Source organism: Microbacterium esteraromaticum, assembly GCF_014084045.1.
GTDB classification, from domain to species: Bacteria; Actinomycetota; Actinomycetes; order Actinomycetales; family Microbacteriaceae; genus Microbacterium; species Microbacterium esteraromaticum_D.
The window spans coordinates 3,334,840-3,348,513 of sequence record NZ_CP043732.1 but is presented as its reverse complement, the minus strand read 5'-3'; the positions used below and the strand labels follow the sequence as shown (position 1 = coordinate 3,348,513).

Genomic DNA, 13,674 nt, shown 5'->3' with positions numbered 1-13,674 from the left:
ATGAGGATCCCCACGACACCCTTCGGAGCGGGCGGCACCTTCACCGTCCTGAACCCTGCCACCGGCGATCGCGTCGCCGACGTGCCGCAGGCCGATCTCGCAGAGACCGATGCCGCGATCGAGCGTGCACACCGCGCCTATCCGGCCTGGCGGGCGATCGCGCCCGGCGAGCGGGCACGCCTGCTGCGCTCGTTCGCGGCGGCGGTCGACGCGCACATCGGCGAGCTCGCAGAGCTCGAGGTGGCGGGCAGCGGCCACACGATCGGCAACGCCCGGTGGGAGGCGGGCAACGTCCGCGACGTGCTGAACTACTACAGTGCGTCACCGGAACGTCATTTCGGACGCCAGATCCCGGTTCCCGGCGGTGTGGACATCACTTTCCACGAGCCGCTCGGGGTGGTCGGCATCATCGTGCCGTGGAACTTCCCGATGCCGATCGCCGGCTGGGGATTCGGGCCCGCGCTCGCGGCGGGCAACACGGTGGTGCTCAAGCCGGCCGAGCTCACCCCGCTCACGGCGATGCGTCTTGGCGAGCTGGCGCTCGAGGCGGGCATCCCAGAGGGCGTCTTCACCGTCATCCCCGGCAAGGGCAGCGTCGTCGGCGACCGGTTCGTCACCCACCCGCTGGTGCGCAAGGTCTGCTTCACCGGGTCGACCGATGTCGGCAAGGGCATCATGCGCGGCTGTGCCGACCAGGTGAAGCGGCTCACACTCGAGCTCGGCGGCAAGAACGCCAACATCGTGTTCGATGACGCGGACCTGGAGAAGGCCGCGGCATCCGCCCCGGGTGCGGGGCTCGACAACGCCGGCCAGGACTGCTGCGCGCGTTCGCGCATCCTCGTGCAGCAGAGCGTGTACGACCGCTTCCTCGAACTGCTGCAGCCGGCGGTCGAGGCCTTCCGCGTGAAGGACCCCGCCGCCGAGGACGCCGAGATGGGGCCGCTGATCTCGGCGAGGCAGCGCGACTCCGTCGCCTCTGCGCTGATCGACGCCGATGTCGCCTTCCGCGGCCAGGCACCCGACGCGTCGAGCGGGTACTGGCTCGCCCCCACCGTGGTCATGCCACGGGGAACGACCGATCCGGTGTGGTCGCAGGAGCTGTTCGGCCCGGTGCTGGCGGTCATGCCCTTCACCGACGAGGCGGATGCCATCGCCAAGGCCAACGACACCGAGTACGGGCTGTCAGGATCGATCTTCACCCGCGACATCGGCCGTGCGCTGCGTGTCGCCAGAGGCGTGGAGAGCGGCAACCTGTCGGTCAACTCGCACTCGTCGGTGCGGTACTGGACCCCGTTCGGCGGGTTCAAGCAGTCGGGGCTCGGGCGCGAGCTCGGACCGGACGCACCGGACTCGTTCTCCGAGGTGAAGAACGTCTTCATCTCCACCGAAAACTGATCAGATCCACGAAAGACATGAAGGAACACACGATGGGAAAGCTCGAGGGCAAGGTCGGCGTCATCACCGGCGGATGCAGCGGAATCGGTCTCGCGACGGCGAAGAAGTTCGTCGCGGAGGGCGCGAAGGTCGTCATCGGCGACCTCGACGAGGAGAACGGCCCGCGCATCGCAGACGAACTCGGCGGCGTCTTCGTCAAGGTGAACGTCACGGATCAGGCTGAGGTCGAGAACCTGTTCAAGGTCGCGCACGACACGTACGGGCGCATCGACATCGCGTTCAACAACGCGGGCATCTCGCCCGCGTCGGACGACTCGATCCTGAAGACCGGGATCGACGCCTGGAACCTGGTGCAGGACGTCAACCTCACCAGCGTCTACTACTGCTGCAAGGCCGTGCTGCCGTACATGCTCGGGCAGGGCAGCGGATCGATCATCAACACCGCGTCGTTCGTGGCCATCATGGGCGCCGCTACCTCGCAGATCTCCTACACCGCCTCGAAGGGCGGCGTGCTCGCGATGACACGTGAACTGGGCGTGCAGTTCGCGCGCAAGGGCATCCGGGTGAATGCTCTGTGCCCGGGGCCGGTCAACACCCCCCTGCTGCAGGAGCTGTTCGCCAAGGACCCCGAGCGCGCCGCTCGCCGGCTCGTGCACGTGCCGATGGGCCGCTTCGCCGAGCCGGAGGAGATCGCGAACGCCGTGTCCTTCCTCGGCAGCGACGAGTCGAGCTTCATCACGGCGATGGACTTCCTCGTCGACGGCGGACTCTCGAACGCCTACGTGACACCGCTGGAGAGCGACTTTGAGTGACCCGGGCCCGGCACCGGTCATCGGCATCACCACGTACCGCCAGCCGGCCGGCTGGGGGGCGTGGCGTGACGTGCCCGCCGACCTGCTGCCGTCGGACTACGCCCTGTCGGTCGAGCGCGCAGGGGGAGTGCCGGTGCTGCTTCCCCCGCTCGCCTCGCGCGAGGCGGCCCGTGTCGCACTGAGCCGGCTGGACGGACTGCTGATCGCGGGCGGGGCCGACATCAACCCCGCCCGCTACGGTCAGCAGCCGGACCCGCAGGTGACGGTCTGGTACGACGACCGGGATGCCTCGGAGCTGTGGCTGCTGGCAGAGGCCGACGAGGCGCGGCTGCCCGTGCTCGGCATCTGCCGCGGCATGCAGATGATGGCCGTCGCGGCGGGCGGGACCCTCGTGCAGCACCTGCCCGACGTGGTGGGCCATGCGGTGCACGCTGGCCCTCCAGACGGCTACAGCAGCACCGAGGTGACGGTCGACGGGCCTGGACGGGTCACCGAGCTGATCGCGTCGAGGCTGAGCGTGCCCAGTCATCACCATCAGGCCGTCGACGCCCACCCCGGATTCCGGATCGTCGCGCGCGACGGCGACGGCGTCGCGCAGGCGATGGAGGCCGACGGCGACCGCTTCGCCGTCGGCGTGCAGTGGCATCCGGAGACCGCCGACGACTCCGGAGTGTTCGACGGACTCGTCGCCGCAGCGAGGGAGCGCGCCGCGCGCCGCCGGTGACCGCACACGCCCTGCGGCTACAATCGAGCGAGCACGAAGGAGCAGGATGGCGGACAAGGTGACGAAGACCAGGTCGAAGGCGGCGAAGGGCGACGACACCCCCATCGGCCCGACCGGTCGTCCCTATCAGGGGTTCCCGATCCCCGCGCCGCTCGATTCGCACGGCCCGGCGCGCATCATCGCCCTGTGCAACCAGAAGGGCGGCGTCGGCAAGACGACGACCTCCATCAACCTCGCCGCCTCGCTCGCCGAGTACGGCCGCAGGGTGCTCGCCGTCGACTTCGACCCGCAGGGCGCGCTGTCGGCTGGCCTCGGCATCCAGACGCACGACGTGCCCACCGTCTACGACCTGCTGCTGGACACCAAACGCGACCCGCGTGAGGCGATCGTGCGGTCGTCGGTCGAGAACCTCGACGTGCTGCCCGCGAACATCGACCTCTCGGCGGCGGAGGTGCACCTCGTCAACGAGGTGGCGCGCGAGACCATCCTCTCGCGCGTGCTCCGGCACGTGTCGGGTGAGTACGACGTCATCCTCATCGACTGCCAGCCATCGCTCGGCCTGCTCACGGTGAACGCGCTGACGGCTGCGCACGGCGTGCTGATCCCGCTGGAGTGCGAGTTCTTCGCGCTGCGCGGCGTGGCACTGCTGATCGAGACGATCGACAAGGTGCGCGACCGGCTCAACCCCGCCATCGAACTCGACGGCCTGCTCGCGACCATGTACGACCCGCGCACGCTCCACTCGCGCGAGGTTCTGGAGCGCGTGGTCGAGGCATTCGGGGACGACGTCCTCGAGACCGTGATCGGTCGCACCGTGAAGTTCCCCGATGCGTCGGTGTCGGGGGTTCCCATCACCGAGTTCGCGCCCGAGCACGCCGCAGCACAGGCGTACCTGCGACTGGCGCGGGAGCTGGTCGCCCGTGGCGCCGTCGCCTGAGGACGTCCTCGAGCCCGCCGGCAGCGCTCAGGGCGCGCCGGTCGAGCCGGTCGCCGAGCCGACCGAGGGGTTCCGGGTCTCGCTGTCGAACTTCGACGGACCGTTCGATCTGCTGCTGAACCTGATCTCCAAGCACGAGCTCGACATCACCGAGGTGTCGCTGAGCCGCGTCACCGACGAGTTCATCTCGTACCTGAAGGAGCTGGACGGAGACGCCGAGCTCGACCAGGCCTCCGAGTTCCTCGTCGTCGCCGCGACGCTGCTCGACATGAAGATCGCAGGCCTGCTGCCGCAGGGCGAGCTCGTCGACGCCGAATCCGTGGCGCTGCTCGAGGCGCGGGACTTGCTGTTCGCGCGGCTGCTGCAGTACCGGGCGTTCAAAGAGGTCTCGGCGTGGTTCGCCCGCTGTCTGCAGCGGGAGGATCGCCGCCATGTGCGGGCCGTTCCCCTTGACGAGAAGCACCGCCGCAAGACGCCGGAGCTGGTCTGGACGCTGAGCCCGTCGGACTTCGCCGCCCTCGCCCTGATGGCCTTCGCGCCCAAGGAGCTGCCGACCGTCGGCCTCGATCACCTGCACGCGCCGCTGGTGAGCATCCGCGAGCAGGCCGCGGTCGTCGTGACCCTGCTGCGCAGCACCGAATCCCTGACCTTCCGCGACCTCGTCGCGGGAGTGAGCGAACCAGGCATCGTCGTGGCGCGCTTCATCTCGGTGCTCGAGCTGTACCGCCATGCCGCGCTGTCGTTCGAGCAGCTCGAGCCGCTCGGCGAGCTGACGCTGCGCTGGTCGGCGGAGAGCTGGTCGGATGAGCAGCTCGCCACGCTCGGCGCCGACTACGACAAGTGAGCAGATGAGACCCGAGAGACGGATGCCATGACCCAGACGCCACCGGTGGACGACACGACGGACGGCGACGCGACCCTCGAGACGACCCTCGAGACGCCGCTCGCGGAGCGGGTGGAGGCGATCCTGCTGATCGTCGACGAGCCGATCGCGCTGGTCGCCCTCGCCGCTTCGGTGCACGCGCCGGTGCCGGCGGTGCGCCAGGTGCTCGAAGCCCTCGTGGAGGACTACGACGGGCGAGGGCGAGGCCCCAGGCGCGGCTTCGAGCTGCGCGAGGTCGGCGGCGGATGGCGCCTGTACGTGCGGGAGGACCACGACGACCTCGTCGCGGACTTCATCGGGGGGCAGGCTCCGGCCCGGCTGTCGCAGGCGGCCCTCGAAACGCTCGCCGTCATCGCCTACAAGCAGCCCGTGACACGTGGCCAGGTGGCGTCCATCCGCGCCGTCAACGTCGATTCGGTCGTGCGCACGCTGCTCGCGCGCGGCCTCATCACGGAGCTGTTCGCCGACTCCGAGACCGGCGCGATCAACTACGGCACCTCCGACCAGCTGCTGCAGCACCTCGGGATCAACTCGATCGACGAGCTGCCGCCCATCTCACCGCTGCTCGACGACGGCGCCGATGGCTTCGAAGAGGGAATGATCCGATGAGCATCGACCGACCCCGGATGGACCAGCCCGACGGCATCCGCCTGCAGAAGGCGCTGGCCAACGCCGGCGTGGCCTCGCGCCGAGTGATCGAGCAGTACATCGTCGAGGGCCGCATCCGCGTCAACGGGAAGACCGTAACCGAACTGGGCACCCGCATTGACCCCGAGACCGACCTCATCGATGTCGACGGCACCGCCGTGCAGCTCGACGTCTCGAAGCGCTACGTGATGCTGAACAAGCCGACCGGCGTGGTCAGCACCATGAAGGACGAGAACGGCCGGCCCGACCTCCGCCGCTTCACGAAGGAGTGGCCGGAGCGGCTGTACAACGTCGGGCGGCTGGACGCCGAGACCAGCGGCCTCCTCATCCTCACCAACGACGGCGAGCTTGCCCACGTGCTCGCGCACCCCTCGTTCGGCGTCACCAAGGTGTACATCGCGAAGGTGTCGGGTGCGGTCACCGCGCAGACGATCGCGCAGCTGACGCGCGGGATCGAGCTCGAGGACGGCCCGATCAAGGCAGACAAGGCGAGGCTGCTCGATGTCTCGCGCGGGTCGAGTCTCGTCGAGCTCACCCTGCATTCGGGGCGCAACCGGATCGTCCGGCGCATGATGGCAGCGGTCGGGCATCCCGTCGACGAACTGGTGCGCCGCCAGTTCGGTCCGCTGCACCTGGGAACTCTCCCGGTCGGGAAGGCGCGCGAGCTGACTAAAATCGAACGAGGCGCACTGCTGACTCTGTCGCGCCAGGATTCCCCGGCGCCCGCTGCCTCCGAGCAGCGACGAGCGCACGACAGCCCTCAGGAGAACGAGTGAGCGATTCCAATGGTGCGCGCGCGCCGCAGAATGCGGCGCGGCTCTCGGGGACGGTGCGCGTCGTCGGAGCCGGGCTCCTCGGCTCGAGCATCGGCCACGCGCTGCGTGCCAAGGGCGTGGACGTCGTGCTCGCCGACGCCTCGCCCGCGCAGCTGCGCCTCGCCATCGACTACGGCGCGGGTCGTGCCGCCCGCGAAGACGACGCCCCCCGGCTGATCGTCGTGGCCGTGCCGCCGGATGTGACCGCAGACGTCATCGAGGCCGAGCTGGCAGCATACCCGGATGCTGTCGTCACCGACGTCGCGAGCGTGAAACTCGAGCCGTTCGACGAGCTGCGCCGCCGCGGCGTCGACCTCGTCCGCTACATCGGCTCGCATCCGCTCGCCGGGCGCGAGCGAGGGGGCGCGATCTCGGCGCGCGCCGACCTGTTCATCGGTCGCCCGTGGGTCGTGTGCCGCGACGAGCAGACGCGGGCCGCCGACCTCGCGCTGGTCGAGGCTCTCGCGCTCGATGTCGGCGCCATGCCGCTGGAGATGACTCCAGAGGAGCACGACCGGGCCGTCGCGCTCACGTCGCACGTGCCCCAGATGGTCGCGAGTCTGCTCGCCGGCCGGCTCGCCGAGGCCGAGGAGGGCTCGCTGCGTCTCGCCGGCCAGGGAGTGCGCGACATGACCCGCATCGCGGCCTCGGCGCCCGAGCTATGGGTGCAGATCCTCGGCGCGAACGCGGCGCCGGTCGTGGAACTGCTGGATGCACTGGCCGTCGACCTCAAGGAGGTGGCCGACGCGCTTCGCGAGCCCGAGGCACCGGGCGCACGGCGCACGGTGGCCGACGCCATCCGCCAGGGCAACGAGGGCGTCGAGCGGCTGCCGGGCAAGCACGGTCAGAACCGCCGCTTCGAGACGCTCGTCGTCATGGTCGACGACACCCCCGGTCAGCTGGCGCGCCTGTTCGGCGAGCTCGGCGAGCTGGGAGTGAACGTGGAGGATCTGCGTCTGGAGCACTCTCCCGGCGCCCAGTTCGGTCTCGCAGAGATCAGCGTGGCACCCGCCGCGCTGCGCGGTGCGATCGATGGACTGGAAGAACGCGGCTGGCGGATTGCGGGGAACACGAATGACTAGCGCTGACAAGTTCATCGCGATCGACGGGCCGGCGGGATCCGGCAAGTCCAGCGTCTCGAAGGAGATCGCGCGCCGCCGGGGCTACGGCTACCTCGACACCGGCGCCGCGTACCGTGCGCTCGCATGGCACGTCCTCGACCGCGGAGACGACACCGCGGATGCCGATGCCGTCCGCGCAGCGGCATCCGACTTCCCGTTCTCGCAGGGGCTCGACCCCGACGACCGGATCGTGCGCGTCGGTGATGTCGACGTGACCGCAGCCATCCGCGAGCCGCGGGTGTCCGGCGCCGTCAGCGGCGTCGCCCGCGTGCCCGAGATCCGTGTGCAGGTGAACGAGATGTTCCGCCGGATCGTCGCGGAGTCCGCCTATCCCGCGGTGATCGTCGAGGGACGAGACATCACCACCGTCGTGGCGCCGGACGCGCCGGTGCGGATCCTGCTCACCGCGGCGCCGGAGGTGCGCGCCGCCCGGCGCGCCGGCGAGCTCGCGGGCGAGAACGCCGCCGCTGTCGCGGAAGCGCTGCACAAGCGCGACGCGTCCGACAGCACCGTCGTCGACTTCCTCAACGCCGCCGAAGGCGTTGACGTGGTCGACTCCACCGAACTTGATTTCGCGCAGACCATCGACGCCGTGCTCGCGGTGATCGCCCAGCGGCGCGACGCTGACAGAGGAGCTTGAACATGGCCGATGAAGAGTACACCGGCGCCCCCGACGATCTCGTGGAGAAGATGGCCTCGCTCGACGAGGACTTCGCCGAGCAGCGGGCCACCGCGATGCGCGCGTCGCTCGGCGACTACGAGCTCGAGGAAGACGATGCCGCTCTGCTCGAGGGGCTCGCACGCGGCGAAGACGCGATCGAGTACTCGCCGGCGCTGCCGGTCGTGGCGATCGTCGGGCGTCCCAACGTCGGCAAGTCGGCGCTGGTGAACCGCATCCTCGGCCGCCGTGAGGCGGTCGTCGAGGACACCCCCGGCGTCACCCGCGACCGCGTGACCTACAAGGCCGAGTGGAACGACCGTCGTTTCTCGCTGGTCGACACCGGCGGGTGGGAGCCGGATGCCAAGGGCATCGACCGCTCGGTGGCGGCACAGGCCGAGGTCGCGATCGACCTGGCCGACATGGTGCTGTTCGTCGTTGATGCGAAGGTCGGCGCCACCTCGACCGACGAGTACGTCGTGAAGCTGCTGCGCAAGAGCGGCAAGCCCGTCTTCCTCGTCGCGAACAAGATCGACGACGCCCGTCAGGAGCCCGAGGCAGCCGCTCTCTGGAACCTCGGCCTCGGCGAGCCGCACCCCGTGTCGGCCATCCACGGCCGCGGAGTCGCCGACCTGCTCGACCTGGTCATCAAGAAGCTGCCCGAGGTGTCGGCTGTGGCGAAGGCCGAGATCGGCGGCCCGCGCCGCGTCGCGATCATCGGCCGCCCGAACGTGGGCAAGTCGTCGCTGCTGAACAAGGCTGCGGGGGAGGAGCGTGTGGTCGTCAACGACCTCGCCGGCACCACCCGCGACCCGGTGGACGAGATCGTCGAACTGGGCGGGAAGATGTGGCGTCTGGTCGACACCGCGGGCATCCGCCGTCGCGTGCACCTGCAGCAGGGCGCCGACTTCTACGCGTCGCTTCGCACCTCGGCCGCGCTCGAGAAGGCCGAGGTCGCCGTCGTCGTGCTCGACGTGTCGCAGCCGATCAGCGTGCAGGACCTGAACATCATCGACATGGTGCTCGAGTCGGGGCGCGCGCTGGTGCTCGCGTTCAACAAGTGGGATCGTCTGTCGGATGACGACATGGAGAACGCCGATCGCCGCCGCTATCTCGAGCGCGAGATCGAGCAGGACCTCGCGCATGTCGCGTGGGCTCCGCGGGTGAACATCTCGGCCAAGACCGGCCGTCACCTCGACAAGCTCGTGCCCGCTCTCGAGCAGGCGCTGGAGAACTGGGACCGCCGCATCCCGACGGGCAAGTTCAACGCCTTCATCACCGAGCTCGTCGCCGCGCACCCGCACCCGCTTCGCGGCGGCAAGCAGCCACGCATCCTGTTCGGCACCCAGGCGTCGACCCGCCCGCCGACGTTCGTGCTGTTCACGACCGGATTCCTCGACCCCGGCTACCGTCGCTATGTGCAGCGTCGACTGCGCGAGCTGTACTCGTTCGAGGGAACCCCGATCGTCATCAACATGCGCGTGAGGGAGCGTCGACAGCGCTGACACCTCGTCTGGGCTCCTGAGCCCGTCGACGGGCAGAATGGGAGGCGGATGCCGCAACACCGCGGCGTCCGACGCACCGCCCACAAGGCCCGCACGATACGAGGATGCAATGTCGCACACCCTGCCCCTGCCCGATGTCACCCACGAGCGCGTGGAGGTGATGACCGGACGACGGAGCGGGCTGTTCATCGCCGTCGCGCTGCACTCGTCCGTGCTCGGATCCGCCCTGGGCGGAGCGCGCCTGTGGACGTACCCGCACTGGAGCGACGCTCTCGGCGATGCTCTGCGGCTGTCCGCCGCGATGACGTTGAAGAACGCGGCCGCGGGGCTGGATGCCGGTGGCGGCAAGTCGGTGATCGGGCTGGCGCCCGGGGATGCCCTCGACGAAGGGCGTCGTCGCGATGCCTTCCTCGACCTCGGCGACGCCGTGGAGCTCATGGGCGGCCTGTACCGCACCGCGGAGGACGTCGGATCGACCACTGACGACATGCTCACGGTGAGCGAGCGCACCCAGCACGTGGTCGGGCTGCCCTCCGCCGTCGGCGGCTCCGGCGAGCCCGCCGGCCCCACCAGCCTCGGCGTGTACGCGTCGCTGGAGGCCGTGCTGGAGCGGGTCGCCGGTTCGGCGGACGTCTCGGGTCGCCATATCACGATCTCCGGCCTCGGTCAGGTGGGCGGCCGTCTGGCATCCCGTCTCGCCGAGCAGGGGGCGCTGCTGACCGTCACCGACATCAACCCAGCGCGCCGCGGATTCGCCGACGAGATCGGCGCGACCTGGGTAGAGCCCGGCACCGAGCATCTCGTTCCGGGCGATGTGTTCGTGCCGGCCGGCATCGGGGGTGTGCTGACCGACGACGTCATCGACGCGCTCGACGTGAAGGCCGTCTGCGGACCGGCGAACAACCCGCTCGCGGATCGCTCGGGCGCCGAGCGGCTGGCGCAGCGCGGGGTGCTGTACGCACCCGACTTCGTCGTGAACGCCGGCGGCGTCATCTACCTCGACCTCGAGGCGAAGCGCATCGGGTCGAGTGAGGAGATCATGCAGCGGGTGGCCGGCATCGGCGACACCGTGCGGCGCATCCTCGACGATGCCGAGACGCGCGGCGTGACGCCGCTGCGGGCGGCGGAGGAGCTCGCCGCGTCGCGTCTGCGTGCGGGAGCCGCGGTCGGGGTGCGCTGAGGTTCGTGGCGCTCTGTGCTCGCCCTGTCGGCGCATGGCGTGCCGTTTCGGCGTGTTCGCCTTGTCGGCGTATGGCGTGCTGTCTCGGTGTGCTCGGCTTGTCGGCGCATGGCGTGCCGTCTCGGCGTGCCGGTCATGCCGGCGTGCCGTCTCGGCGTACCGGCCTTGTCGGCGTACCGCGTGCCGTCTCGGCGTACTGAGTGTGGGCCTTGTCGGCGCTCGGCATATCGTCTTGGTGTGCTCGGCTTGTCGGCGTACCGGGTGCCGTCTCGGCGTACCGGTCTTGTCGGCGCTCGGCGCTCCGCGCTCGGCGCACCGCGTGCCGCCCTTGTCAGCGCTTCGTGCGCCGGAGGGCGTCGCGGCATGAAAGGCTGGGGGAGTGACGATCGTTCCCCCGGCCCCCGATGAGCCGCGTCGCCCGCTCGGGCCGCAGGATCCCGGAGATGCCTGGGTCGTCGCGCCGACCGGCGAGAAGTACTGGGGCCGGTTCGGCGCCGCCGGCGTTCTCGCCGTCGACCGCCAGCGCGGAGTGCTGCTGCAGCACCGCGTCGGCTGGAGTCATTTCGGGGGAACGTGGGGAATCCCCGGTGGCGCCCTGCATGAGGGTGAGTCGGCGCTCGACGGAGCGTTGCGCGAGGCGCAGGAGGAGGCCGGCATCCCTGATGGCGCGCTGCATGCGCGCTTCGCCCGCGTCCTCGATCTGGAGATCTGGTCATACACGACGGTGGTCGCCGACGTGCTGGCTCCGTTCGACCCCGTGATCAGCGACCCCGAGAGCCTTGCGCTGGAGTGGGTTCCGGTCGATGAGGTCGACCAGCGGCCGCTGCACCCGGGTTTCGGCGCGGCGTGGCCGCTGCTGCGGTCGCTGCTGGCGGCGCATCCGGCGATCGTCGTCGATGCCGCGAACGTCGTCGGCTCGGTGCCGGACGGCTGGTGGAAGGACCGCATGGGCGCGGCGTCGCGTCTGCACGCGCGCCTGTCGGCCTGGGCGGCCGGCGGGGTGGACGCCGAGGCGCTGGGCCTCGAAGCCGACCGGTGGTTCCCGCCGGTGTCGATGGTCGTGGAGGGCGCTGCGCGGGCGATTCCGGATGCCAGTCACCAGACGCACGGCGCCCGCGTCGCCATCGTGCGCGCCGACGGCGCGGGCGACGACGCGATCGTCGAGGAGGCGCGGTGCCTCCTAGTGGACGGATCGGAGGTCACCGCTGTGACCAGCGATCGCGGGCTGACCGTCAGGCTCGAAGAGGCCGGTGCGCGGGTCGAGTCGGCCGGCTGGCTGCTGCGACAGCTGGATGCCCGCGGCTGAACCCTGACGCGATCGCTTTCGGGTCGCTCGGCATCGCTGATCTACCTCGGAGCTCTGTCGACGGTGGCGGAGCGTGAAGGACCTTCGAGCAGGTCAGAACGGTGGTCGCTCCGGCGGATCGAAGCGACCCGGTTCGCCCGGTGGATCGGGCGGATCGACCGAGGGCACGAACATGACCCGCCGGTTCGGCTTGTCGCGATAGGTGCGCCCATTCGGGCTGGTCCATTCGACCGAGCGATCGGGCAGCTGACGCGCGAACCACCGATGGCTGTCGGGGATGTCGGGATGCTTGAGAGGATGATGCCGGCCGCAGAAGTGCGCCAGGTTGTCGACGTGCGTCTTGCCGCCCAACGCCCAGTCTTCGTGGTGGTCGATCTGACTACGGTGCACGGGAGCGCGGCATCCGGGAAAGCGGCAGTGCTGATCGCGGGCTCGCAAGAACCGGCGCATCTGCTCGGTCGGCGTGTACGTATCGGTCTCGACGACCATGCCGGATGCGTCGAGGAACAGCCGCGTCCAGCCGGTTCGCTGCCCTGAGAGGGAGCGCGCGACGTCTGGCATCAGCGCGCCGAACCCGTCGAGCTCTGCCGGCCGGTCATCGCCGCCGGCGAGCGTCGTGGCCGCGACCGTCACCTGGATGGTGGCGTGGATGCTCTCGAGCCCGGCGCCGTGCGCGTCGGTCGGCGTCGAGGCGAGCAGCAGATCGGTGAAGAGATCTGCGCGCAGCTGATCCATGGTCCTCGTGTCGGCGGGAACGTGGATGATGCACGGGCTGTCATCGTGGAACTTCGGATCCAGGGGAAGGTCGAAGGGGTCTGCCGTGAAGGTGTGTGATCCGAAGATCGCCCCGGCGTGGGCATCCGGCATCTGGGTGTCCGGCATCGCAGCATCCGGCATCTGGGCATCCGGCATCTGGGCATCCGGCATCCCACCGTCCAGCGGCAGAAGCGTCTCGGTGTCGAGACCGACCTCTTCGGGTTCGGAGGGACCGAAGTCCGGATCGCGGTCTTCGGGGTGCTGCTTCATGTGCCGCGCCATCTTCGTCAGGCGATCGAGGATCGCGACCCCCAGATGCTCAGACAGCACGGCCTGCAGCAGCACCAGCCCGTCGCCGATCGAGCGGATGGTGACCGTGCGATCTGCTGCAGCGCGCTCGTGCTGCTCGACGACGGTCGAACCGGCCAGAGCCGCTGCGATGCGACGAGCCTGAGCGCGAGTGCGGCCGACGGTGTCGTGCTCGGCGGTCTCGAGCGCCGCGGCCTCGTACAGCAGCAGCGTGTCGGCGTCGACCATGCCGGCGTCGATCGACTCGCGCACCGGTGCTGCCTCCCGCAGGATCTCGCGCACATGACCGGGCGTGATGCTCCCGGCAGCGAAGGACTCGCGGACCGTCTCGAACTCGCTGGCCAGCAGATGAGCGTCGGCGAAGGCGAAGACCATCGATCCGTGCGAGATGTGACCCGCGGCCGAATACTCCGAGATCATCGAACGCTCGATGGCATCGCGATGCTGCGGGGCAGCCGCCACCTCTTCCTGCCACAGATCCCAGCGACGGGCCAGCAGTGTAGAAGCCTCGGCCTGCAGCGCCGCGATCTCACGCTGCTTCGCCGTCCACTCGTCGAGCAGCGCGGTGCGCCGTTCGAGGAGTTCGGTGAAGTCTGCGGCCATGCATCCAGATTAGAACATACCT

At 69.8% G+C, this 13,674-nt stretch carries 13 protein-coding genes; 12 read left to right on the top strand and 1 reads right to left on the bottom strand.

Annotated features, from left to right (window positions below; genetic code table 11):
- The 12 genes from FVO59_RS16155 (at nucleotide 1) to FVO59_RS16100 (ending at nucleotide 11,984) form a co-directional block, all read left to right on the top strand.
- Nucleotides 1-1,395, top strand: coding sequence for an aldehyde dehydrogenase family protein (locus tag FVO59_RS16155; RefSeq protein WP_182253546.1), 1,395 nt, complete (start codon nucleotides 1-3; stop codon nucleotides 1,393-1,395).
- Nucleotides 1,396-1,427: 32 nt separating this feature from the next.
- Nucleotides 1,428-2,207, top strand: a complete 780-nt coding sequence (locus FVO59_RS16150) for a 3-oxoacyl-ACP reductase (RefSeq protein WP_182253545.1) — start codon at nucleotides 1,428-1,430, stop codon at nucleotides 2,205-2,207.
- Nucleotides 2,200-2,931, top strand: coding sequence for a gamma-glutamyl-gamma-aminobutyrate hydrolase family protein (locus tag FVO59_RS16145; protein ID WP_182253544.1), 732 nt, complete (start codon nucleotides 2,200-2,202; stop codon nucleotides 2,929-2,931). The genes FVO59_RS16150 and FVO59_RS16145 overlap by 8 nt, the downstream gene beginning before the upstream one ends.
- A 46-nt stretch (nucleotides 2,932-2,977) precedes the next feature.
- On the top strand, nucleotides 2,978-3,868 hold the full coding sequence (locus FVO59_RS16140; RefSeq protein ID WP_182253543.1) for a ParA family protein: 891 nt from the start codon (nucleotides 2,978-2,980) through the stop codon (nucleotides 3,866-3,868).
- Nucleotides 3,852-4,712, top strand: a complete 861-nt coding sequence (locus tag FVO59_RS16135; protein ID WP_259363314.1) for a segregation and condensation protein A — start codon at nucleotides 3,852-3,854, stop codon at nucleotides 4,710-4,712. The genes FVO59_RS16140 and FVO59_RS16135 overlap by 17 nt, the downstream gene beginning before the upstream one ends.
- A 27-nt stretch (nucleotides 4,713-4,739) precedes the next feature.
- Entirely contained in the window at nucleotides 4,740-5,360 is a 621-nt protein-coding gene (scpB, locus tag FVO59_RS16130) for an SMC-Scp complex subunit ScpB (protein ID WP_182253541.1), read from the top strand.
- A complete protein-coding gene (locus tag FVO59_RS16125) occupies nucleotides 5,357-6,175 on the top strand; it encodes a pseudouridine synthase (protein ID WP_259363313.1) in 819 nt (272 codons plus the stop codon). Before scpB ends, FVO59_RS16125 begins: the two co-directional genes overlap by 4 nt.
- Entirely contained in the window at nucleotides 6,172-7,296 is a 1,125-nt protein-coding gene (locus tag FVO59_RS16120) for a prephenate dehydrogenase (protein ID WP_182253540.1), read from the top strand. The genes FVO59_RS16125 and FVO59_RS16120 overlap by 4 nt, the downstream gene beginning before the upstream one ends.
- A complete protein-coding gene (gene cmk / locus FVO59_RS16115; RefSeq protein ID WP_182253539.1) occupies nucleotides 7,289-7,975 on the top strand; it encodes a (d)CMP kinase in 687 nt (228 codons plus the stop codon). Before FVO59_RS16120 ends, cmk begins: the two co-directional genes overlap by 8 nt.
- Nucleotides 7,976-7,977: 2 nt before the next feature.
- Nucleotides 7,978-9,498: a ribosome biogenesis GTPase Der gene (der, locus tag FVO59_RS16110; protein WP_182253538.1), complete on the top strand. Its 1,521-nt coding sequence runs from the start codon at nucleotides 7,978-7,980 to the stop codon at nucleotides 9,496-9,498.
- 109 nt (nucleotides 9,499-9,607) lie between these two features.
- A complete protein-coding gene (locus FVO59_RS16105; protein ID WP_182253537.1) occupies nucleotides 9,608-10,678 on the top strand; it encodes a Glu/Leu/Phe/Val dehydrogenase family protein in 1,071 nt (356 codons plus the stop codon).
- A gap of 379 nt (nucleotides 10,679-11,057) precedes the next feature.
- Nucleotides 11,058-11,984, top strand: a complete 927-nt coding sequence (locus FVO59_RS16100; protein ID WP_182253536.1) for an NUDIX domain-containing protein — start codon at nucleotides 11,058-11,060, stop codon at nucleotides 11,982-11,984.
- Between the two features lie 93 nt (nucleotides 11,985-12,077).
- Here the strand turns inward: FVO59_RS16100 and FVO59_RS16095 are convergent, their stop codons facing one another.
- Complete coding sequence (locus tag FVO59_RS16095; protein ID WP_182253535.1) at nucleotides 12,078-13,652, bottom strand: HNH endonuclease signature motif containing protein; 1,575 nt, start codon at nucleotides 13,650-13,652, stop codon at nucleotides 12,078-12,080.
- Between the last annotated feature and the right edge of the window lie 22 nt (nucleotides 13,653-13,674).